Annotated in this window: 19 protein-coding genes and 1 pseudogene; 10 read left to right on the plus strand and 10 right to left on the minus strand. The window is 68.6% G+C overall.

The features are described from left to right. Window positions 1-37: 37 nt before the first annotated feature. Both ACFVAE_RS07025 and ACFVAE_RS07030 read right to left on the minus strand, forming a co-directional pair. Window positions 38-1243, minus strand: a complete 1206-nt coding sequence (locus ACFVAE_RS07025; RefSeq protein WP_378889606.1) for a lipopolysaccharide biosynthesis protein — start codon at window positions 1241-1243, stop codon at window positions 38-40. Further along, window positions 1240-2721, minus strand: a complete 1482-nt coding sequence (locus ACFVAE_RS07030; protein WP_378889609.1) for a hypothetical protein — start codon at window positions 2719-2721, stop codon at window positions 1240-1242. The genes ACFVAE_RS07025 and ACFVAE_RS07030 overlap by 4 nt, the downstream gene beginning before the upstream one ends. Window positions 2722-2961: 240 nt before the next feature. On the opposite strand from ACFVAE_RS07030, the gene ACFVAE_RS07035 reads away from it, so the two are divergent. Together ACFVAE_RS07035 and ACFVAE_RS07040 are read left to right on the plus strand one after the other, a co-directional pair. Further along, window positions 2962-3714 (plus strand): CDP-alcohol phosphatidyltransferase family protein, encoded by a 753-nt coding sequence (locus ACFVAE_RS07035; RefSeq protein WP_378889611.1) that lies wholly within the window; start codon window positions 2962-2964, stop codon window positions 3712-3714. 120 nt (window positions 3715-3834) lie between these two features. Next, complete coding sequence (locus ACFVAE_RS07040) at window positions 3835-4281, plus strand: adenylyltransferase/cytidyltransferase family protein (protein WP_378889613.1); 447 nt, start codon at window positions 3835-3837, stop codon at window positions 4279-4281. A 55-nt stretch (window positions 4282-4336) separates the two neighbouring features. Here ACFVAE_RS07040 and ACFVAE_RS07045 read toward each other — a convergent pair whose 3' ends face one another. From ACFVAE_RS07045 to rfbA, 3 genes are read right to left on the minus strand one after another with little or no spacing between them, the layout of a single operon-like run. Continuing rightward, window positions 4337-5731 carry a sugar nucleotide-binding protein gene (locus tag ACFVAE_RS07045; RefSeq protein ID WP_378889616.1) on the minus strand — a complete coding sequence of 465 codons (1395 nt, stop codon included), beginning with the start codon at window positions 5729-5731 and terminating at the stop codon, window positions 4337-4339. Then, window positions 5728-6723, minus strand: a complete 996-nt coding sequence (rfbB, locus tag ACFVAE_RS07050; protein WP_378889619.1) for a dTDP-glucose 4,6-dehydratase — start codon at window positions 6721-6723, stop codon at window positions 5728-5730. The genes ACFVAE_RS07045 and rfbB overlap by 4 nt, the downstream gene beginning before the upstream one ends. Further along, window positions 6720-7592 (minus strand): glucose-1-phosphate thymidylyltransferase RfbA, encoded by an 873-nt coding sequence (gene rfbA, locus ACFVAE_RS07055; RefSeq protein WP_378889621.1) that lies wholly within the window; start codon window positions 7590-7592, stop codon window positions 6720-6722. The genes rfbB and rfbA overlap by 4 nt, the downstream gene beginning before the upstream one ends. A 50-nt stretch (window positions 7593-7642) precedes the next feature. Here rfbA and galE point away from each other — a divergent pair, with 50 nt between their 5' ends. From galE to ACFVAE_RS07075, 4 genes are all read left to right on the plus strand, one after another. Then, on the plus strand, window positions 7643-8665 hold the full coding sequence (gene galE, locus ACFVAE_RS07060) for a UDP-glucose 4-epimerase GalE (RefSeq protein ID WP_378889623.1): 1023 nt from the start codon (window positions 7643-7645) through the stop codon (window positions 8663-8665). Further along, window positions 8662-9087 carry a VanZ family protein gene (locus ACFVAE_RS07065; protein ID WP_378889626.1) on the plus strand — a complete coding sequence of 142 codons (426 nt, stop codon included), beginning with the start codon at window positions 8662-8664 and terminating at the stop codon, window positions 9085-9087. The genes galE and ACFVAE_RS07065 overlap by 4 nt, the downstream gene beginning before the upstream one ends. Then, the gene (locus ACFVAE_RS07070; RefSeq protein WP_378889629.1) at window positions 9084-9794 is read left to right on the plus strand and encodes a low molecular weight phosphatase family protein; all 711 of its coding nucleotides are present in this window, start codon (window positions 9084-9086) and stop codon (window positions 9792-9794) included. Before ACFVAE_RS07065 ends, ACFVAE_RS07070 begins: the two co-directional genes overlap by 4 nt. Window positions 9795-9887: 93 nt before the next feature. Continuing rightward, window positions 9888-11348 carry a polysaccharide biosynthesis tyrosine autokinase gene (locus ACFVAE_RS07075; RefSeq protein ID WP_378889632.1) on the plus strand — a complete coding sequence of 487 codons (1461 nt, stop codon included), beginning with the start codon at window positions 9888-9890 and terminating at the stop codon, window positions 11346-11348. Window positions 11349-11422: 74 nt separating this feature from the next. Here the strand turns inward: ACFVAE_RS07075 and ACFVAE_RS07080 are convergent, their stop codons facing one another. Next, window positions 11423-12778: a PqqD family peptide modification chaperone gene (locus ACFVAE_RS07080; RefSeq protein WP_378889634.1), complete on the minus strand. Its 1356-nt coding sequence runs from the start codon at window positions 12776-12778 to the stop codon at window positions 11423-11425. A 134-nt stretch (window positions 12779-12912) separates the two neighbouring features. Between ACFVAE_RS07080 and ACFVAE_RS07085 the strand changes: the two genes are divergently transcribed. From ACFVAE_RS07085 to ACFVAE_RS07100, 4 genes are all read left to right on the plus strand, one after another. Continuing rightward, window positions 12913-15843, plus strand: a complete 2931-nt coding sequence (locus ACFVAE_RS07085) for a M20/M25/M40 family metallo-hydrolase (RefSeq protein WP_378889637.1) — start codon at window positions 12913-12915, stop codon at window positions 15841-15843. A gap of 264 nt (window positions 15844-16107) precedes the next feature. After that, window positions 16108-16983, plus strand: coding sequence for a helix-turn-helix domain-containing protein (locus ACFVAE_RS07090; protein ID WP_378889640.1), 876 nt, complete (start codon window positions 16108-16110; stop codon window positions 16981-16983). Between the two features lie 115 nt (window positions 16984-17098). Then, a complete protein-coding gene (locus ACFVAE_RS07095) occupies window positions 17099-17737 on the plus strand; it encodes a hypothetical protein (RefSeq protein WP_378889642.1) in 639 nt (212 codons plus the stop codon). A 15-nt stretch (window positions 17738-17752) separates the two neighbouring features. Next, a complete protein-coding gene (locus tag ACFVAE_RS07100) occupies window positions 17753-18763 on the plus strand; it encodes a MauE/DoxX family redox-associated membrane protein (protein WP_378889645.1) in 1011 nt (336 codons plus the stop codon). Here ACFVAE_RS07100 and ACFVAE_RS07105 read toward each other — a convergent pair. The 4 genes and pseudogenes from ACFVAE_RS07105 to ACFVAE_RS07120 all read right to left on the minus strand — a co-directional run. After that, entirely contained in the window at window positions 18754-19770 is a 1017-nt protein-coding gene (locus tag ACFVAE_RS07105) for a hypothetical protein (protein ID WP_378889648.1), read from the minus strand. The genes ACFVAE_RS07100 and ACFVAE_RS07105 overlap by 10 nt on opposite strands. Window positions 19771-19868: 98 nt before the next feature. Next, the gene (locus tag ACFVAE_RS07110) at window positions 19869-20333 is read right to left on the minus strand and encodes a VanZ family protein (RefSeq protein ID WP_378889651.1); all 465 of its coding nucleotides are present in this window, start codon (window positions 20331-20333) and stop codon (window positions 19869-19871) included. A gap of 123 nt (window positions 20334-20456) precedes the next feature. After that, window positions 20457-20918 (minus strand): UDP binding domain-containing protein, encoded by a 462-nt coding sequence (locus ACFVAE_RS07115; RefSeq protein ID WP_378890536.1) that lies wholly within the window; start codon window positions 20916-20918, stop codon window positions 20457-20459. A 57-nt stretch (window positions 20919-20975) separates the two neighbouring features. Then, a pseudogene (locus ACFVAE_RS07120) lies at window positions 20976-21316 on the minus strand (UDP-glucose 6-dehydrogenase); the annotation flags it as partial. Window positions 21317-21327 lie beyond the last annotated feature (11 nt).

Consider the following 21327-nt stretch of genomic DNA (forward strand, 5'->3'; position numbering starts at 1 on the left):
GTCTCAAAACTTAGCATTCGGTGACAGCACCGACTCGTCAGGTTCCCTGCGACTCCGCTTCGCCTCTCGCCGCGACGATGCGCAGCCCGATCCCGCCGAGCAGTGAGGCGATCGCGAGCAGGAACGGGGCGACCTCGAAGGGCGCTCCCAGTGCCAGTGCGAGGGCGGTGAGGACGATGCCGAGCACGGTGTCGCCGAGCCGGATGAGGAACACGACCATCTGCCGGCCCGAGACGGCGCTGAGCGCGCCGTACGGCGTCACCATCGCGATCGACATCCCGTAGGCGACCCAGCTGATGACCGAGACCTGGTCGAGATGAATGTCGAACACGAGCGGCCCGACGACGGGGGCGAGCACGAGTGCCACTCCGCCCAGCACGACCGAGAGCAGCAGGAGCAGGAGGACGACGCGATCGGCCTCGCGGAGGGATCCCCGTCCCCCGGCCTTGGCGCGCTCGGCGAAGCGGACGAACAGCAGGGAGGAGAAACTGCCGACGACGAGTGTGAGCGGCGAGACGTAGGTGCGCGCCGCCTCGAGGAGTCCCACCGCCGCGATGCCGGCGAAGGCCTGCACGAGCATGCGGACGACGGTGAACAGGCCCGGTCGCAGCGTCTGCTGCAGCGCACGCCAGGATCCGTATCGCCAGACCGCACCGAGGTCGGGAGAACCGGGCCTCACCAGAGATCTCTCCTCCCGCGGGAGCATCCGCCACCCCACGAGGATTGCGACCGCCTGCCCGACCGCCATCGCCGCCAGGAACGTCCACAGCGCGAGCCCGCTGCCGTGCCAGAACGGGAGCACGACGGCCAGCGCACATACCAGGCCGATGACATCCCCCATGGCCGCGCGCAGGAACCGCAGGTGTGCGACCAGCAGCCGTCGCACGACCTCCATCACCGAGAACAGGAGCAGCGCGAGCCCGAAGACGGCCGCTTCGACGGCGTCGACGAAGCCGGTCAGCAGCGCGATCCCCGCCGAGATGATCGCCGCCCCGAGGCTCGTCCACAGCGTCATCAGCTCCAGCGCCGCCCTGATGCGGTGCTGCTCGCGATGGAGCACCACCAGCGAGTCGCCGACGAGACCGGAGATCACCGCCATCGCGAGAACGATGACGCCGTAGAGGATGGCGAAGCGTCCGTAGTCGCTGACGCCGAGCAGGCGCAGCACGAGGATCTGCAGAACGAAGCTGACGGCGGCCTGGATCCCCTGGGCCGTGACCGCCGCAAGGGCGAATCGCTTCATCTCGCTTCGGGCTGTCGTGACGGAGCCGCTCGGCGCCGGCGGAACCGTGGAGCGAAGGCGGATCCGTCGACAGTCTCGATGCCGCCTCCGGTGTTGAGGGTGTGCAGCCGGGTCCCCGGCCACGCCTCCCCCGGGGCGAAGCGCCGGATCACGCACTGCTCGAACGCCTCGTCATCCAGCCGGGTGATCTCGGCCACCGCGAGCGCGGCGCCGTACCCGGCGCGGCAGTCCTGTACCGGGCGCAGGAGTCGGCCCTCATGTTGCACCACTCGTCCCGCTGGTCGTGCGCTGGCGATGTCGACGAGGACGGGGTTGTTCCGGTGCGGGCTCCACGGCCCGCGCAGGTCGGGGGCCGACCACAGCCAGAGGCTGTCGGACAGTGAGCCGCCGTCGCCGACCGTGGCGGTCAGCCACCACCGCCCGCCGTGTCGGAACGGCGTGCTGTCGCTGGCCTCGACGTCCTCCAACAGGATGCTGTGCCGTTCCCACGTCCAGGGGAACCGGACGGCGCGATACAGCTCGACGGTCCGTGCTCCGGAGGTCTCCGGGATCATCCACACGTCGCCGTCGTGCTCGAGCACGAACGGGTAGGACAGATGCACGTCGTGTTCGAGCACCGGCACCGGCACACCGTCCGGACCATCCTCCGTCCACGGGACGACCGAGATGCCCGCGCGCCCGACGGAGTGCTCGAAGTCCTCGACGAACAGATACGCGCGTCCCTCGTGCTCGAACGGGAAGGGATCCGCGTAGAACCGGAGCCCGTCGTCGGGCAGGTCGTGCCACGGCCCCTGCGGAAGCGCGTCCTCGGCCACCGTCCCGGCGCCGTCGACCCGTCGCCATCCGACGCGCCAATGCGGCGCGCGGTACAGCAGGCGGTAAGCGTGACGCGCCATCGCGCCGGCGACACGGCGGATGCCGATCTCCGTCAGGGAGCGATTCCGCCCCGACGGGCGCGGCGCATCCGCCGGCGGTGCGAAGTCGCGCCCTGCCAGCGCTCCCACGATCAGCGCGACCACACCCGCGCTGAGATCGGCGAGCGCCGTCGCGAAAAGACCCGGCACTTCACTGCCCGGTCGTCCCTGCGCGCGGATGTCACCGGTGCCGTCCAGCACGGTCACGACGGGGAACCCGCCCGTTCGCAGGGCGGCCGCGGCCGCGCACTCGCCCCAGCCGTCCTCGTACCGCACGGCCCATGCGCCGCGGAGAGGAGCCGACGTCAGGTCCACGATCGTGTCCGGCTCCCAGGCATCCGGCACTTCCGACTCGATGCGCGCTACGGCCAGCAGTCCGTCGTCGAGGCCGTAGAGCCGCCGTTCCAGACGGAGGAGTCGTTCCCAGCTGCGCTGCGTCGGGCACACCGGTTCGTCGACGACGCGCACGCCCACCTCGACTTCGTCAAGGGCGCGCAGACGCTCGATCAGCACCTGCTGCCACCGCCGCAGGGTGCGCCGGCCCAACCTGATCTCCACGCGCATTCGACATCCCCTCATGTCCCCGTATGTGCTCGTCCGACAGGGAACGGCGCATTGGCCCCCGTCCGCGTGACGCGGACGACCGGCGCGGATGCCCTCCCCGGGCCGCGCTGGTGAGCGCAAGCGTAACAGGCCGCTGCATCCCGCGGGACGGCCGTCGATGGCTATACTCACCCTGATGCTGCGACGGGGCGCCGCCCGATGCCGACCGCCCCGGCCAGCCACCTGGGGAGGAACGTGAACATGGGCACCAATCTGTCTGGCGGCGTCTTCGCCTCGCACCGAGATGCGCTGCAGCGACTCTCCGCAGCGCAGAAGCCCTCGGCCGGCACCCCCGCGTATTCCCGCTACGTCAACCGTCCGCTGGGGCGGCAGATCGCGTCCTGGGCCTACGTGGCGGGGCTCACGCCGAACGGCGTGACCGGTATCAGCGCCGTGCTGACGTTCTCGGCGGTCGCCGTCCTCGCGATCGCACGCCCGGACTGGTGGGTGGGCGTGGCGGTGTGCGTGCTTCTCCTGCTCGGCTACGCCTTCGATTCCGCCGACGGGCAGCTGGCCCGCCTGCGCGGGGGCGGCTCGGCGCAGGGAGAGTGGCTCGACCACACCGTGGACGCCGCCAAGGTCACGGCCCTCCACATGGCGGTGCTGATCACCGCTTATCGTCATTTCGACTTCCCGATCGCCTGGCTGCTCGTGCCGATCGTCTACGTGTTCGTCGACAACCTGACGTTCTTCGGCATGGTGCTCAAGGACCTGCTGTCGCAGCGCGAGACCGGCGGGAAGACCCGTGCGTGGACCACCTCCACAAGCCCGCTGCACGCCATCGCCGTGATCCCCACCGACTACGGCGTCTTCTGCCTGATGTTCCTCCTGCTCGGGCATCACGTGCTGTTCTTCGGCGCGTACACGCTCATGGCGGCCTGCAACGCCGTGATCCTCGTGCTCGTCCTCGTCAAGTGGTATCGCGACATGGGGGCGCTGTCCCACGTGTCCTGAGGACGTCGCCGAATTCAGTCATCGCGTTTCGTACGCCGTGGGACTAGACTGCACGGATGCGGCTGTGGGAGTCGCTGACGGATGGGGATCCGTCTTGGGGAACTGCGCTCTGGGGAGATCATGGGGACGCGTATCGGCTATGCCGCGGGAGCTTTCGACCTGTTCCACGTCGGGCATCTGAATCTTCTGCGCCACGCGAGACAGCAATGCGACTTCCTCGTCGCGGGCGTCGTCAGCGACGAGATGCTGCGAGAGGTGAAGGGCATCCAGTCCGTCATCCCGACGGCGGAGCGCGCGGAGATCGTGCGGCACATCTCGTTCGTCGACGACGTCTACGTCGAGACGGAGCCGTCGAAGATGGCGGCCTGGCGTGACGTCGGGTTCACTCACTTCTTCAAGGGCGACGACTGGCGCGGCACCGAGAAGGGTCTTCTGCTGGAACGCGAGTTCGCCGCGGTCGGCGTCGAGGTCGTGTACTTCCCGTACACGGCGCATACCTCCAGCACCGCGCTGCGCCGCGCGCTCGACGCCCTCAGCAGGGGCGCCTCCGCCGCGGCCGCGAAGTAGCCGGAAGCCCGTCCACGAGAATGGGCCGGCACGGGCTCGTCGTGCGACGGTCCGATCAGCGATCGTCGGGGACGAGGTACTCCCGCAGCGACCTCCGCCAGTCCGCCGCCGCGAAGCCGGTGCCCTCGATCTTCGCGAGGTCGAGCACGCTGTTCCGGGGGCGCGGAGCGATCGGTCCTGCCGCGTCGGCGTAGTACTCGGCCGTGCTGACCGGGGTCACCCGCACCGGGTCGTGACCGCTGAGCGCGAACACTTCGCGCGCGATGTCAGACCAGGCGGCCGGCTCGCCGCTGCCCGTGAGGTCGTACGTGCCGAACGGAGCCCCGGTGTCGAGCAGATGGCGGATGCCACGGGCCAGGTCGCTCGCGAACGTGAGGCGCCCGCGCTGATCGTGGACGACCCTCGGGTGAATGCCGCGCTCCGCGAGCGAGGCCATGGTGCGGACGAAGTTGCCGCCGTCGCCGATCACCCAGCTGGTTCGCACGATGTAGTGCCGTGGCGCGGTCTGTACCGCCAGGTCGCCGGCAGCCTTCGACTGGCCGTAGACGCCGAGCGGGCTCAGCGCCGACTCCTCGTCGTACAGCTCTGAATCGCCGTCGAACACGTAGTCGCTCGACACGTGCACCAGATTGATCCCGTTCGCGGCCGCGATCCGGGCCAGCGCCGCAGGACCGGAGGCGTTCACCGCCCAGGCATCGGCCCGTCCCTGGGCGGTCTCCGCGGCGTCGACCGCCGTGTACGCGGCGGCGTTGATGATCGTGCCGTAGTCGCGCCAGTGCCTGGGGCCCGGAGCGGTGATGTCGAAGTCGGCGCGTGTGACGTACTCGAGGTGCGCCGCCGTGCCGAGCTCGGCGCGCAGCGCTCGGCCGAGCTGCCCGTCAGCACCGAGGATCAGCGTCCTGCGCGGGGGCACGGATGCGACGTCGGCCAGCCGCGGGTGCGCTCTGTCCTTCTCGGACAGCACCGCTTCGGCGAGCGGGATCGGCCAGTCGACGCCCGCGGTCTCGTCGGCCAGGTTGAGGAACGAATACTCGGCGTCGGGCGACCAGTGGTCGTTCACCAGATAGGCGTATACCGTGTCGGCCTCGAGCGTCTGGTACGAATTGCCCACGCCTCGCGGCACGAAAACGGCGCGGTCGGGGCCGAGCTCGATCGTGAAGACAGCGCCGAACGAGTGCCCCTCACGCAGATCCACCCAGGCGCCGAAGATCCGGCCGGACGCCACGGACACGAACTTGTCCCAGGGTTCGGCATGGAATCCGCGAGTGGTGCCCACGGCCGCGTTGTACGCGATGCTGTTCTGCACCGGTCCGAAGTCGGGCAGGCCTGCGGCGACCATCTTCTCGCGCTGCCAGTTCTCCTTGAACCAGCCACGATTGTCGCCGTGCACCGGCAGGTCCACGACGAGCAGACCGGGGATGCTCGTCTCGGTGATCTTCAGGTCGCTCATTGGCCCTTTTCCGCGTAGAACGCCTCGACGCCGTCCTTGGACGGCGCCCACCAGTCCTCGTTGCGTCGATACCACCCGATGGTCGCGTCCAGTCCGGCCTCGAAGTCGCCGTACTGGGGTGTCCATCCGAGCTCGGTGCGCAGTTTGGTGGAGTCGATCGCGTAGCGCAGGTCGTGCCCGGCGCGGTCGGTGACGTGGTCGTACGCGTGCGGGTCCTGGCCCATCAGGGTCAGGATCAGTTCGACGACGGTCTTGTTGTCTTTCTCGCCGTCCGCGCCGATCAGGTAGGTCTCCCCGATCCGCCCCTTCTCGAGGATGGTCAGCACCGCCGAGGAGTGGTCGTCGGCGTGGATCCAGTCCCGCACGTTCAGCCCCGCCCCGTACAGCTTGGGACGGACCCCGCGGATCACGTTGGTGATCTGCCGGGGGATGAACTTCTCCACGTGCTGGTACGGGCCGTAGTTGTTCGAGCAGTTCGAGATGGTCGCCTGTACGCCGAAGGACCGCACCCAGGCGCGCACCAGCAGGTCGGACCCGGCCTTGGTCGACGAGTACGGCGAGGACGGGTTGTACGGGGTGGACTCGGTGAACCGGTCAGGGTCGTCGAGTTCGAGGTCGCCGTACACCTCGTCGGTGGAGATGTGGTGGAACCGCACCCCGTGCCGGCGCACCGCCTCGAGCAGCGTGTAGGTGCCGATGATGTTCGTGTCCAGGAACGGCCGCGGATCGTGCAGCGAGTTGTCGTTGTGGGACTCCGCCGCATAGTGCACCACGGCGTCGGCGTCCGCGACCAGGGCGTCGACAAGCTCGGCGTCGGCGATATCGCCCTGCACGAACGCCACGCGCGCGTCGGGCAGACCCGCCAGCGACGCCCGATTGCCGGCATAGGTGAGCTTGTCGAGCACGGTCACATGATGATCGGTGTGCGTGACGACATGGTGCACGAAGTTCGACCCGATGAACCCGGCACCACCGGTGACCAGCAGCCTCATCGCTCTCCTCGCTCCAGCAGACCCAGCAGGTACTTGCCGTACCCCGACTTCGCCAGCAGCTCGCCCCGGGCGCGCAGCTCGTCGTCGGAGAGGAACCCCTGCCGCCACGCGACCTCCTCAGGCGCTCCGATCTTCATACCCGTGCGGCGCTCCATCGTGCGCACATAGTCACCCGCATCCGTCATCTGGTCGAACGTGCCCGTGTCCAACCAGGCCGTGCCGCGCGGCAGCACCTCCACCTGCAGCTTCCCCCGCTCCAGATACGCACGGTTCACATCCGTGATCTCGTACTCCCCCCGCGCGCTCGGCCGCAGGCCGCGCGCGATCTCGATGACATCGTTGTCGTAGAAGTACAAGCCAGGCACCGCGTAGCTGCTCTTCGGCTGCACCGGCTTCTCCTCCAGCGACACCGCGGCACCCGACGCATCGAACTCGACGACACCGTACGCCGACGGCTCAGCCACCCAGTAGGCGAACACCGCACCACCATCGATATCGGCGAACCGCTTCAGCTGTGTGCCGAGGCCGGGCCCGTAGAGCAGATTGTCACCGAGCACGAGCGCGACCTTGTCATCACCGATGAAGTCCGCACCGATCGTGAACGCCTGCGCCAGCCCGTCCGGCGAGTCCTGCTGCGCGAAGCTCAACGAGACCCCGAACTGCGACCCGTCCCCCAGCAGCCGCTCGAAATGCGCCGCGTCATGCGGTGTCGTGATCACCAAGATGTCGCGGATGCCCGCCAGCATCAGCGTCGACAGCGGGTAATAGATCATCGGCTTGTCATACACCGGCACCAACTGCTTCGAAACGCCCAATGTGATCGGGTGCAGCCGTGTCCCCGATCCCCCAGCGAGAATGATCCCCTTCATACCGCCTATCTTGGCATCCACCCAGATACTGCACAGGTAGGGTCGTGCACGTGCGCATTCTTCTGACCGGCGGTGCCGGCTACATCGGATCCCACGTCGCCCTCGTCCTGCTCGAGGCCGGCCACGACGTACTGCTGCTGGACGACTTCTCGAACAGCAGCCGCGAGTCGCTCACCCGCGTACAGGACCTCACGTCCCGCACCATCGACGTCATCGAGTGCGATCTCGCAGATCGCGCGGATGCGGATGCCGCGCTCAAGAAGGAGCACTTCGACGCGGTCATCCACTTCGCCGGCCTCAAGGCCGTCGGCGAGTCGGTCGCCAAGCCCTCGGAGTACTACCGCACCAACCTCAACTCCACGCTGAACCTGCTCGACATCATGCGCGAGAAGGACGTCCGCAAGCTCGTCTTCAGCTCGTCGGCGACCGTGTACGGCACGCCCGCCGAGGGAGTCGAGCGGCTCGACGAGTCGCAGCCCTCGGGCACCGGCATCACCAACCCCTACGGCTGGACGAAGGCGTTCAACGAGCAGATCATCCGCGATGTGCACGTCGCCTGGCCCGAGCTCGAGGCCGTGCTGCTGCGTTACTTCAACCCGGTCGGAGCGCACCCGTCCGGCCGCATCGGCGAGGACCCCTCCGGCATCCCGAACAACCTCATGCCCTTCGTCGCGCAGGTGGCCGTGGGCCGCCGCGATCACCTCAACGTGTTCGGCGACCAGTACCCCACCCACGACGGCACCGGCGTGCGCGACTACATCCACGTGATGGACCTCGCCGAGGGCCATGTCGCCGCGCTCGAGCACCTCTCGGCCGGCGTCGAGACCTACAACCTCGGCTCGGGCGAGGGCCAGAGCGTTCTCGACGTGGTGAAGGCGTTCAGCGAGGCATCCGGCCGGGAGATCCCCTACCAGGTGGTCGCGGCGCGCCCCGGCGACTTGCCCACCACGATCGCCGACCCGACCAAGGCCAACCGCGAACTGCAGTGGCACACCACGCGCTCGCTGGCCGACGCCTGCCGCGACACGTGGAACTGGCAGTCGCAGAACCCGAACGGCTTCGCCGGGGCATGACCCGCGGGCGCACCGTCGCCCGCATCCTGCTGGCGCCGTACCTGGTCGTGGTGCTGCTGCTGACGTGGCTGCCCGCGAAGGATGCCGGGCAGGTGACCGGCATCGTGGCGACGGTCGCGCACTGGTTCGAGGGCCTGATCCCGTTCGAAGTCGGCTATCCGATCCTGGAGTTCCTCGCGAACGTGGCGATGTTCGTGCCGCTGGGCGTGCTGGCGACGCTGGCCTGGCCGCGCATGCACGGCGCGTGGGTCATCGGCGCGGGCGCCGTGCTCAGCACTGTGATCGAACTCGTGCAGCTGTCCATGCCGTCGCGGTACTCCACGCTCTCGGATGTCATCGCGAACACGCTGGGCACTGCCGTGGGATACCAGGTCGTCGTCTTTTGGCGGCGGATGAGGCGTCGTCGTACGGTGAACGCATGAGCGAGTCCGCTGCACCCGAGCCCGGTCTCACCCGTCGCGAGAGAAGAGAGCGGCGCGAGGCCGCCAAGCTGCCCTTCACATCGCCGTTCGACCCGCCGCCGTCGGGCGCCCAGCACGGCCGCGCGACGATTCTCACCGTGTGCACGGGCAACATCTGCCGGTCGCCGATGGCGGAGGTGCTGCTGCGTGCGCGTCTGCCGCAGTCGGTGAAGGTGCACAGCGCGGGCACCCAGGCGATGGTCGGATACGGCATGACGCAGGATGCCCGCGACCTGGCGGTCGAGCGGGGCGCAGAGCCGGATGCCGCGGACGCGCACCGCGCCCGGTACCTGGTGGAGCCGATCCTGGCGGAGTCCGATCTGGTGCTGACGATGACCCGTGAGCACCGCACCTTCGTGGTGCAGATGATGCCTGCGCTGATACGACGCACGTTCACGCTGCGGGAGTTCGCTCGGCTGGCCGCCGAGCTGAGCGACGAGGAGGCGCACGAGATCGCGGATGACGCAGGGACGGATGCCGCATCGCGGCTGTCCGCACTGGCGCGCGCGGTGGGCGGGCTGCGCAGCGCTGTCAACGGGCCGGACGACGACGATGACGTGATCGACCCGTACCGCCGTGGCCGCGAGACCTACGAGCTGTCCGCGTCGCAGCTGATCCCCGCACTGGCCCAGGTCGAGCGCCTCACGCGCATCGCCGCGCCGCTCTGACACCCAGGGGCGTTCCCAGCCCTGACGCCGTATGCTCAGTTCCGGAGGAGTGTCTCCGTCTCTGGGGAGGGGCGGCGGTTCGAAAGGGAGAATGTGGAGCTTCGCGATTACCTGCGCATCATGCGTGCGCACTGGATCGTCATCGTCGCCGCAACCGTTCTCGGCGCGCTCATCGGCTTCGGCTGGAGCATGATGCAGCCGAAGGTCTACACCGCCGACGCCACGGGCATCGTCTCGGTGAAGGCAACGGATGACAGCGCGGGCAGCGCAATGATCGGCAACCAGCTGGCGCAGAGCCGCGTGAAGTCGTACCTGAACCTCGGCACCTGGCGCGCGGTGGGCGAGTCCGCCGCTGAAGAGCTCGGCATCGACGAGTCTCCGGAAGATCTGGTCAAGCGCGTCACGGTGACCAACCCGATCGACACGGTCGCCCTGAAGGTCACCGCCGAAGGATCCAGCCCCGAAGAGGCGCAGAAGCTCGCCGAGGCGTGGCTGCGCGGCATGTCGGTGGAGATCAACAAGGTCGAGGGCGGCACCGCCGAGAAGCCGGCGAACGTCTCGCTGACCGTCGGCGACTCCGCCAAGCTCCCCACCGCTCCGTCTTCACCGAACACCAAGCTGAACACCCTGATCGGCGCGCTGATCGGCCTGGCTCTCGGCATCGGCTACGCGTTCATCCGCAACACGCTCGATCGCCGGGTGCGGCATCCGCGCGATATCGAGCGTGAGACCGGAGTGTCGGTCATCGGCACGCTCCCGCTGGAGAAGTCGCTCGACGGCGAGCGCAAGGTGATCGACTTCTCGGCCGACAGCGAGCGCGAGATCTCGCATCACACGATCGAGGCGATGCGCGAGCTGCGCACCAACCTGCAGTTCATCGACGTCGACAACCCCCCGCGGGTCATCGTCGTGACCAGTTCCGTGCCCGGCGACGGCAAGTCGACCGTCGCCGTGAACCTCGCATCCAGCCTGGCCGCGGCCGGCCAGTGGGCGATCCTGATCGACTGCGACCTGCGCCGTCCCGTGGTCTCCGACATCTTCGGCGTGCCCGGTGATGTCGGGCTGACCGACATCCTCGCCGGCCGTGCCGAGCTGCAGGATGTCGCGCACCGTCCGCGCGCGGACATGCCGCTGGCCGTCGTGCCTGCGGGCCGCATCCCCCCGAACCCGAGCGAGCTGCTGGGTTCGAAGCGCATGCACGAGTTCATCCAGTCGCTCAGCGAGTCGGCCATCGTCGTCCTCGACACTCCCCCGGTTCTTCCGGTGACGGATGCTGCGGTGCTCGCCGCGTCGGCGGATGGCGTCGTCGTGGTCGCCTCGGCCGGCAAGACGACCTTCGACATGCTGAACCGCGCGGTGGAGAACATCCAGCGCACGAAGGGTCGGGTGCTGGGGATCGTGCTGAACCGCGTGCCGCGCACCGGTGCCGGGTCGGCGTACTACGGCAAGGAGTACTACGGCGCCTACGAGCGGTACGGCTCGCACCAGGAGCCGACCGGCGAGCGCGGCTCGATGCCCGAGCCCGCGCCGTCTCCCACGCACACCGCGCACTGACGCCTGCGCCCTTCGTCTCGCTGCGCTCGCTCAGGGTGCGGTTTCGAGGAGCGCCGGCGACGAGACGAAGGACGTCAGCAGTAGTCGACGACTCGCTTCACCCGCAGCCCCTCGAGCAGCGCCACGACGTCGGCCTCGATATTCGCAGGCTCCACGTCGAACCCTGCGGCGACCTCGCGCAGCAGTTCACCCTGCCCGATCGAGCCGCGCTCGGAGAGCACCTGCCACACCGCGTGCGCGGAGGCTTCGAGCGCCAGCGGCTGCGCCTGCGGGTCGGCGAGCCCGAGCACGACGGCGCGGTCTGCTCCGCCGGTCCACGCCACGCGCGGATCCAGCCGCCAGCAGGGTTCGTCCGCGAGGATCCCGCTCGTGCGCAGTTCGTCGACAGCGACGCGCACCAGTCCTGCGGCATCCGCTCCTTCCGGCGGTTCGCCCATGACGTCGGTGACGGCCGTCACGAGCTCGTCGAAGGTCGTCCCGTCGGCCGCGCGCCAGATGGCGGGCGCGATGCCGTCGAGCACGCTCAGCCGCCCGCCGCTGCTCGACCGCTGCAGCACGGCGATGCGGCCGTCGTCGGGCAGTTCCATGGCGTCGACGACGGCGCCGCGGTAGAGCCGGTCCCCCGCGTCCGTCACGCGGTCCGCTGCCGGCGCCTCATAGGTGGGCACGACCGGGTCGAACGGCGGCTCACGGTCGAGCAGCACGTCGATCGCGTCGTCGAGCGAGGACGCCTCGCGGTAGCGGATGCGCACGGCACCGCCGGTCGCGCGCAGCAGCGCCTCGAGCAGGTGCAGGCCGTCGCGCAGGTCGCACAGGTAGCTGGACTGCGGTCCGAGCGCCTCGAGGGCCTCGGCGGTCGTCAGCGGCGTGACCTCGGGCTGCTCCGGTGCCTCAGGATCGCGTTCGAGCACGGCGATCGCCGAGAGCCGCAGGGCGCGCTCGGGCCAGGCGCCGCCCTCGAACTGCGATGGCGCGATCTGCTCCTTGTGCACGCGGTCGGGCTGGATCACCGAGAGCGGTTTGCGGTAGGCGACGATGCCGCCCTGCGAGTCGACGCCGACGGTCTCGTCGCTGACGTAGGCGTAGCGGGCGGAGAGATGCCGCGCGGCGGTGGTCTTGCCCGTTCCGGAGGGCGCGGCGAGCACGACCACGTGCCCGCGCTCGTCGGCGAGGCCGGCGGCGTGCAGCATCCACAGGTCGCCCTTGCGGTGTTCGAGCGCCGCGAGCGTGACCTGGGTCGACAGGTTCGACAGCATCCGCTCGGTGTCCTCGGTCGCCGCGACGAGGACGGTCACGTCGATGTGGCGTCCGTCGGGCAGCAGCGCATCGCGCCAGGCGTCTGCGACCTGGGCCCTGGCGGCTTCGTCGAGCTCGGTCATGTCGATCTCGACGCTGACCCCGACGGCGCTGATGACGATCCGTTCCCCCACACGGACAGCGTATCGATTCGTTGACACCCTGTGGATTCCCTGAAAGGCTGGCGCCGACCACCGAAGACAACGATGTCCGACGTTCTCTGGGGAAGTTCATCCGACGTCCTTGACGTTTCAAGGAGCCCCGACCCATGCCGAAGAAACCCCTCGCGATAGCCGTCAGCGCCACGATGCTGCTGTCATTGGGCGTCGCCAGCCAGGCATCCTCCTCCACCGCCTCCGCCGAGGAGACCTTCGAGCCGAGCGTCACCTACGACCTGTCGGTCAGCGACGCCGAGCGCACGAAGGTGCACGCCGAGGTGGAGGAGCTCGCAGGCAAGGTCGAGAGTGCCCGCGCCGGAGACGGCAGCTACGACCCGCTCACGCTGATGGGCGCGATGCTCGACGGCTCGAGTTACGACTCGATCTCGCGCGGCGGCACGGCGGCGACCTCGTACCCGTTCCCTGTGACCAACAACGAGGCGAACCAGAACGAGTACGACCGCAAGGTAGCGAAGCTCGCGTGGGTGGTGAAGCTGGCGAAGGATCTCGGGTTCCCCGTCGTCGTGCAGCGCCAGCCCGACAAGTACGTCTACGTCGAGATCGGTGATCCGGAGGCCCCGGAGATGGTGATGGCGCTCAGCCACCTCGATTCTCCGAAGTCCGCGGTCACCCCCGAGCAGCTGGCCCGCTGGCGCGACGCCGACGGCAACCTCGGCACGCCCGGGGCCTACCACTCGCCGTACGTGCAGGACGGCTGGATCTACGGCACCGGCATCCAGGACGACAGCGGCCCGACTCTCGCGACGCTGGTCGCCGCGAAGGCGCTGCTCGAGGCGGGACTGCCCATCGACCGCCGCATCCGCATCGTGATGGGCATCTACGAGGACGGCGGACCGGGAACGCCTTCCACCGCGAACACCGCCGCCTTCCAGTCGATCCCCTACAACTCGAACCCGGGCTTCTACGACAACTGGGCGTACAAGAACCTGAACCGCGAGGAGATGCCGATCGCCGGCTACACCTCCGACTCGCGGTTCCCGGTGATCACCGGCAACTCCGGATCGGTCACGCCGACGGTGTCGATGGATCTGTCGGCCGACGGCACGAAGGCGTTCCGGCTCCTGGACGCGTCGGCGGGGGTCACCCTGCGCGAGGGCGACCCGACGCTGAAGGACATCGCCTACGGCAGCACGACGCAGATCGCGTCGCGCGCGATCTTCACGCTCGACGTCACGGATGCCGCAGACGCCGACCGCGAGAGGTTCACCACCGCGATCACCAAGTCCGCGACCGAGAGGGGCTGGCTGCCGGCATCCGCCGGGACGACGCCGAAGGTGCAGACGAAGATCGCCGACGGCGTGCTCACGCTCGAGGTGAACACGGATGTCGCGATGGAGATGCCGACGCCGCAGTACGGCAAGAACGCGGTGGTGTGGGGCATGTCGCTGCTCGCATCGGGCTTCGACGCGCTGGGCGTGACGGCCGACGACATGCAGCTGAAGAAGGCTGCGGACGGTATCGGCGATCTGTTCTTCCGCGACGGCGTGGAGGGCGAGGCGTACCTCGGCAAGTACATGGGCATCCCGTCCGAGTTGCTTCGCAACGCGCAGAACGGCACGCCGAACCTGACGTTCGCGCTGATGGGCGGCATCAACTCCGAGGTGCCGAAGAGCTTCGTCGTGAACGGCGCGCTGAGCATCCCGATGTACGTGCGCAGCATGCACCTGAACGCGGATGACTCGAGCCGGGCGACGAAGGCGGTGACCGCGGCGTTCCAGAAGGGCGGCTTCTCGATCACCGATCTCGGCGCTCCGATCGGCGCGGGCCTGTACGTCTCGCACGACAACCCGCTGACGGCGCTGCAGTTCGCCAGTTACCAGGCCACCGTCGACCAGGATCCGAAGGGGTTCGCCGACCCGTATTCCCTGCGCGACATCGTCTACCCGCAGGGCACGACCGGGGGCACGCTGGCCAGCAGCTTCCGCAACAAGATGACCGCGTTCGGTGCCGTCATCCCCGGCAACGAGCGCTGGTGGCATTCGGCGAACGAGCGGATGAAGACCGACTCGGCCGTGCAGATGACCAAGATGATGGCCGACGGGATGCTCGAGATGGCGCGGTACTCCGGACCGGCCGGCGCGAAGTTCATGTGGGCCGACCTGCCGGGGCTGAACGCGAACCGGTCCGATCTCGACCTGCTCGACGTCACGATCGGCACCTACAAGGATGCTTCGGCCGAGGTCACGAAGAGCGAACTCGGCGACCAGGCGCTGCTGGGCGCCACCTCGTTCACGATCCCGATGTGGAACGTGCGCGGCAACTCGACTCCGACCGCCGCGGCCTTCGCCCTCGGGCACCAGCCCGGCGGCGTGTACCTGCCGCTGGACGACCCGGAGTACGTGGCCGACACCTATGTCGCGCCGATGCGCCTCGAGTTCAAGGTGGATCGACCTGAGCACCTGTCGGATGCCGCGTGGAAGACCTTCCGGGACGGCGGCTTCGGCGACTTCACGTTCAACATCCTCGTCGGCGACAAGGTCGTGCCGCTGGCTGTGCCCGAGGGCCAGGATGCTGCGAGCTACTTCTCGTCGCGCACCTCCGCGACCAACCCCGATGCGCTGTACCTGTCGGTGAATCTCGCCGTGACCGATGCCGCGTATGAGGGTGTGAAGCCGGTGCTCGCCGACTCGAAGTCCGACCTGTACACGGTGAACCCGGAGTTCCTGAAGACGAACGCCGACCCGTTCCCGGCGCGCGGCCAGGTCGAGAAGCGCGGGTTCTTCGTGTTCGGCGACGGGCAGAAGAACGCCGAGTTCTCGTCGCCGGATGCCGTGTACGTGACCGTCGACAACGCGGTGACCGACGCCGAACCGTCCGCGACCGTGAAGAAGCAGACCGGCAGCACGAACCGGCTGACGGTCACGGTGACCGAGACGCACGTCGACGGCAGCACATCGAAGGTGTCGGACACCTTCACCATCAGGAAGAACTCCACCGGCGTCTACACCGTGGGCGACTACCGGGTGCGCGTCGCGACGAGCGGCAACGACAAGGTGACGTCGGTGCGCATCGTCGAGTGAGAGCCGGCGCGGGCGGCATCCTTCGACCAGATGCCGCCCGCGCCACCCGCTGCGAGAGCGTTCAGAAGAACTGGGCGCATCACCTTCCGGTCACATTCTCCGCTCCCTCTACCTTCCCCGCCTCTTCCGCGCTACTGTCCACGACAGGGACGGCGCGCCGGCATGGGAGGCTCGGCGCGCGTCCCTTACCCGTTTGGGATGGTCGGGAAGGGAGCAGTATTGGCCATCGGCTTTCGGGGCCTTCTGTCGAGCCATTTGGGAGTGGTGGCAGCCGGCCAAGGGATCCTGCGCGGAGTCGCGCTGCGCGGCGTGCTGCTGACCGCGCACCAGGTGCTGCCGGGACCGTGGGAGTGGAACGGATCGGCAGATGCTCCGCTCTCGTACAGCGCTCTGGTGCTGCCGACGGACGGCCTGCCCGTGCCCGCCACCGGCGGTGATGCGATCTTCCTGCCGGCCACGGCTTCCGCACGGATCGATTGGGCGAAACGGCGCGATGTGCTGGTGATCTGGGTGCCGGCGGCGACGCTCGGCGAGGCCGAGCAGCTGACCGCCGGGCAGGTGATCCCGATTGCGGAGTCGCGCCTCACCGCGGCCACCAGGGCGTTCGCGACCTCGGCGCTGCGCGCCAAGCTGCCCGGGTCGCCGGTGGGCGACTATTCCATGGAGCAGCTGCTGTCGGAGATGACGCTGGGTCTGCTGCTCGAGTCGCAGGACCGTGGATTCCCCGGTGTGCGTTCCCGGTCGCTGCTCGAGCGTGCCCGAGCCCTGATGCTGGCGCGCCGAGAAGATCCTGAGCTGACTACTGCGGTGATCGCGACTGAGCTGCATGTGTCACAGCGTCAGCTCCAGCGCGAGTTCGCGCGGGCCGGCTCCAGCCCGTCGTTCGAATTGCGACAGATGCGGGCGGCTCTGGCCGAAGACGTACTGCGAAGTCCCGCCTACTCGATGCTGCCCGTGGTCGAGGTGGCCCGGTTGTGCGGGTTCCGCAGCGCCCTGCACCTGCGGCGTGCACTGCAGGCATGCGGGATGCCGACTCCCCGTGAACTGCGCGCGCAGGCGGTGGCGCTCACGACCCGTGCCCCAGGAGTCTTCCGCGAGGTGCAGAAAACGACCGGCTTGGATCATCTCGCGCCAAAGTGAACCACCGCAGTCGCGGTATACCGGAGCCTTGTCGCGAGGCGTCCCCAGCGCCTCTTAGGGAGGTCGCAGCGTTCCACGTCGAGCGCTGCGCGAACATACGTCCGGGGAGGGCGCAGTGGAAGAGAACACCACTCGCGGAGGCATCGACCGCCGCACAATCGTCAAGGGCGCCGCGTGGTCGCTGCCCGTCGTCGCCGTGGCCGTTGCCACGCCGTTCGCATCGGCGTCGGCTGCACCGTTCAACGCGACGGTCACCGGCAACTGCAGCGGCAACTACGACCTCAGCGTGCTGACGAGCATCGTCGGACCCGCCCTCGTGGGCACGGTCCAGACCGCACTGGGCCTGCTCGGCTTCCAGCCGAACGCGACCCGCCGGTTCACCGTGACAGCGACCAGCGGCACCATCCCCGCAGGCACGAGCTACACGCTCACCGACCCCAACGCGCTCCTGACCGTCAGTGGACTGCAGAACGTCATCGGCGCCGGTGTGGCCAGCGTCGTCAGCACCACCGGCGGATTCGTGATCACGACGAGTGCAGACATCGCTCAGGGCGGTTCGTTCACGGTCGACGTCTACCGCGCGCTCGTGAACGTCGGTGCACTCAGCAGCTTCACGCTGACCCAGAACGTGTCCGACTCCGACAACGCCGACAACTCCGACACTGTGAGCAGCCTCCTTGCTGCCGCCGTCAACCTCGGCTCTCTCGGGATCATCGGCGTCTCGGGCTCGCTCGCAGTCCAGACCTGCAACTGACGCTAGCCTGGCCTCGTGCCCACGAACCCCGTCGAGATCATCCTCATGTTCTCGACGGGGTTCGTCGCGTTCGTGCTGCTCCTCTCCGGCGGCGCGAAGCTCAGGCGGCCGGCACAGACGCTCGAGGCGATGCGCGCTCTCCAAGCCCCTGCGTTCGCCCAACGCCGCTGGATCGCGGCCCTTCTGCCGTTCTGGGAGATCGCCGTCGCCCTGGGCCTGCTGCTCGCCCCGAGCCCGTTCCGTGGCGTCGCAGGCGCGGCGGCGCTCGGCACCTTCCTCCTCTTCACGGTCTTCGTCGTGCGGATTCTCATCCGCGGCGAACAGGTCGACTGCGGATGCTTCGGCTCGCTCTCCGTCGATGACCGCGTGACCTGGTGGACTGTCGTGCGCAATCTGGTGCTCATCGTTGCGTCCGCCGTGGTGCTGCTCGCCTCTGCCGGGCACCCGCCGTTCATCTTCGAACTCTTCACCGCCGATCTCGTGCAGGTGCTCGTCGTCAGCCTCGCGTGGGCTCTCACGGCGATCGTCGTCCTGGTGCTCCTGCTGATCCGACGCGGGCATCCGAAGACGCCCACGCGGAACGACGCCGTCGCCGGCGTGGGCGCCCCTCTGCCGGATGCCGAGCTCGTGAGCGCGGAGAGCGTGACTGTGCCCCTGCTCGCGCTCGGGTCGGGCTCCCCCGTGCTGCTCGTCTTCCTCTCCGCCAGCTGCTCCAGCTGCGTCGCGGTCTCGTCGCGGCTCGCCGAGTGGCAGCGCGCGATCGACCCCGTCCAACTGCGCGTCGCGACATCTTCCCGACCCGCGGTCCTGGGCGAGCGGATGCCGGAGGCGCTGCCGTTCGCGTACTACGGTGCGCAGGCCGCCAGACGTGCCCTCGGCGTGCAGGGTTCGGCCGCTGCCGTACTGCTGGGCGGTTCGGCCCACCCCTTCGTCTCATCGCCGATCGCGCGCGGCGAGGACGAGATCGACGCGCTGGTGCGGGGTGTCGTCGCAGCGCGCTCCGCCGTGCCGCCTGCTCAGACCTGAGCGGGCACCCGCCCCTCTGGCCTCCAGCGTCTGCGGCGCCCGATGACGAGCCCCATCAGCCATTCCACCGGTCCGGGCCCGACGAATCGCCACCACGCCCAGCCGATGAGACAGACCAGCGGCACCACGAGCATCCATCCGATCAGGATGTTGCGGTCGGGCAGCCCGTAGAGCCGCATCCACCCGGCGATGATCGCGACGTGCAGCAGGTACATGCTCAGCGCGACCTGACCCCAGGCGCAGAACGGCACGAACACGGCCGCCCAGAATCGCTGCGCCGATCCGCGCGCGGCCGTCGCCGCGAGGATGACGATCACGTAGACGACGCACACCAGACCTAGATCGTGAAGGGTGTCGAGGTAGTCCCCGGACTGCACGGGGCCCGCGCCGAGTCGCTCCCCGATCGGCTTCGCCAGGTAGGCCGGCACCGCGACGATCGCCATCACCCACAGCATCCGTCCGCGGTGAAGGCCAGCGCGCAGCAGCAGCGCGCCGAGCAGGAAGAACAGCAGCAGGTTCAGCAGGCGGTAGTGGGTGCCGAGCACGGTCCACTCCGCGAGCGCGCGCACCACGGGACCCTGCCCGTAGATGATCGCCGCGTAGTCGCGCGCCAGCGTCAGCACCGGCTGGCTGAGCACGGCGAGCACGACGAGGAGGGTGGTGAGCACGCGGCTGCCGCACAGCAGCAGGGGCACCCCCACGATCAGGAGCAGCCCCAGGGGCTGCAGGATGATCGCGACCCAAGACCCCCAGGTCATCATCCAGAGGCCGAGCACGACCAGGATGACGCCTCGCACCGACTGCTGCAGGATCGTTCGGCCGACGCCGGCTCGCCGGTTCCAGACCAGTTGCGCCGACATCCCCATGACGAGAGCGAACAGAGGGGATGCCACATCGTTGATGTTGCCCCGGACGAAGTCGACGGCCCAGGGCATGTTCGGCAGGAAGAGTGCCGCATGGGCGATCAGCATGGCGAGAATGGCGACGCCGCGGAGGACGTCGGGCACGACCAGTCGTGTTCTTCCTGCCGGAGCAGCTTCGTTGCGTGGCAACACGGTTTCACCGTAGCGGGGCAGACATCCGTTTGTCGCGCATCTCCGCACAACTACTCGGTCGGATGTCGCTCCCGCCACCATTCCCACACGGCGACCCCGACCAGCCCCAGGCATGCCCCAGCGGTGTTCGCGATCACGTCTTCAATGCTCGGACCACGGGTCGAATAGAAGAGACCCTGCACCGACTCGATCGTCAGAGTGACCAGCAGCGCCACCGGCATGATCAAATAGCGCAGCTTCGGCATCATCAGCGCCATGCCGACACCGAGGGGCACGAACAGCAGGATGTTGAGTCCGAACTCGACGCGTTGCCCCGTGAGCCCTGGCACGACTTTCTTGATCACGTCGATCAGCCCGATGATGCCGATCTGCGCGGGGTGCGGCCAGAACACGATGATCGCCAGACCGACGGCGTAGACGATCAGCCAGGTGGAGAGCCGATGCCAGCGTGATGCCGCCAAAGGAGCGTCAACGGCGTCGGTCTCGGCCACCGCGTCGAGTCCCAGTTCAGACATCGCTGCGTCAAGTCGTGGATCCCCGTTGTCCCGAACGGGCGGCGGGGGTGGCGCAGAGGGCAACGGCGGCCGCGGCGGCACTACGAACTCGGGCTCGTCCATCTCATCCCCCCAACCCCAGAGTCAGGATATCGGTGAGAGCCGGCCACGACCCCTATGGGCTCCCCATCCCGTAGTAGGCGTACCCCGCCGCGCGCCACTCCGCCGGGTCCCAGCATTTCCGTCCGTCGACGACGATCCGCCCGGCCATGAGAGACGCCGCGTGCGCCGCCGGAGGCTGTCGCCGGTACTCGCCCACTCGGTGACCAGCAGCAGGACCTCCGCGCCCTGCAGGGCTTCGTCGCGGTCTCGCACATACGTGAGCTGCGGACTGATCCGCCGGGCGTTGTCGATGGCCTGCGGGTCGGTGACGGTCACGCGCGCACCGAGTCCGTGCAGGCGCGTCGCGACGTCCAGCGCGGGCGAGTCGCGCACGTCGTCGCTGTGCGGCTTGAAGGCCGCGCCGAGCACCGCGATCCGCCTGTCGAAGACCGAACCGCCGAGAGCATCCGTGACGATCTGCACGGCACGGTCGCGTCGGCGCATGTTGATGTCGTCGACCTCGTGGAGGAACGAGACGGATCTACCCAGGCCCAGTTCGTCGTCGTGCGAGACGAACGCACGAATGTCCTTCGGCAGGAAACCACCGCCGAACCCGATCCCCGCACCCAAGTACCGGTGGCCGATGCGGTGTCGTGGCCGATTGCTTCTGCGAGCGTCTTCACGTCGGCGCCGGTGGCTTCGGCGATCTCGGACATCGCGTTGATGAACGAGATCTTCGTGGCGAGGAACGAGTTGGCCGCGACCTTCACGAGCTCTGCGGTGGCGAGATCGGTGACGATGAACGGCGTGCCGTCGTCACCGTCGGGCTGGTATATCGAGCGAAGGATGCCGGCGGCGCGCTCGCCATCCGGACCGGAACAGAGACGCCATTGCTGCGGCATGCACCACACCC

It is taken from the genome of Microbacterium sp. NPDC057659, assembly GCF_042799915.1.
Taxonomy (GTDB): domain Bacteria; phylum Actinomycetota; class Actinomycetes; order Actinomycetales; family Microbacteriaceae; genus Microbacterium.

Bases quoted from the DNA above. Each gene is read 5' to 3' on its own strand.
- ACFVAE_RS07025 (WP_378889606.1), bottom strand. From the start codon at position 1,243: ATGAAGCGATTCGCCCTTGCGGCGGTCACGGCCCAGGGGATCCAGGCC.
- ACFVAE_RS07030 (WP_378889609.1), bottom strand. From the start codon at position 2,721: ATGCGCGTGGAGATCAGGTTGGGCCGGCGCACCCTGCGGCGGTGGCAG.
- ACFVAE_RS07035 (WP_378889611.1), top strand. From the start codon at position 2,962: ATGGGCACCAATCTGTCTGGCGGCGTCTTCGCCTCGCACCGAGATGCG.
- ACFVAE_RS07040 (WP_378889613.1), top strand. From the start codon at position 3,835: ATGGGGACGCGTATCGGCTATGCCGCGGGAGCTTTCGACCTGTTCCAC.
- ACFVAE_RS07045 (WP_378889616.1), bottom strand. From the start codon at position 5,731: ATGAGCGACCTGAAGATCACCGAGACGAGCATCCCCGGTCTGCTCGTC.
- rfbB (WP_378889619.1), bottom strand. From the start codon at position 6,723: ATGAGGCTGCTGGTCACCGGTGGTGCCGGGTTCATCGGGTCGAACTTC.
- rfbA (WP_378889621.1), bottom strand. From the start codon at position 7,592: ATGAAGGGGATCATTCTCGCTGGGGGATCGGGGACACGGCTGCACCCG.
- ACFVAE_RS07065 (WP_378889626.1), top strand. From the start codon at position 8,662: ATGACCCGCGGGCGCACCGTCGCCCGCATCCTGCTGGCGCCGTACCTG.
- ACFVAE_RS07070 (WP_378889629.1), top strand. From the start codon at position 9,084: ATGAGCGAGTCCGCTGCACCCGAGCCCGGTCTCACCCGTCGCGAGAGA.
- ACFVAE_RS07085 (WP_378889637.1), top strand. From the start codon at position 12,913: ATGCCGAAGAAACCCCTCGCGATAGCCGTCAGCGCCACGATGCTGCTG.
- ACFVAE_RS07110 (WP_378889651.1), bottom strand. From the start codon at position 20,333: ATGTCTGAACTGGGACTCGACGCGGTGGCCGAGACCGACGCCGTTGAC.
- ACFVAE_RS07115 (WP_378890536.1), bottom strand. From the start codon at position 20,918: ATGCGCCGACGCGACCGTGCCGTGCAGATCGTCACGGATGCTCTCGGC.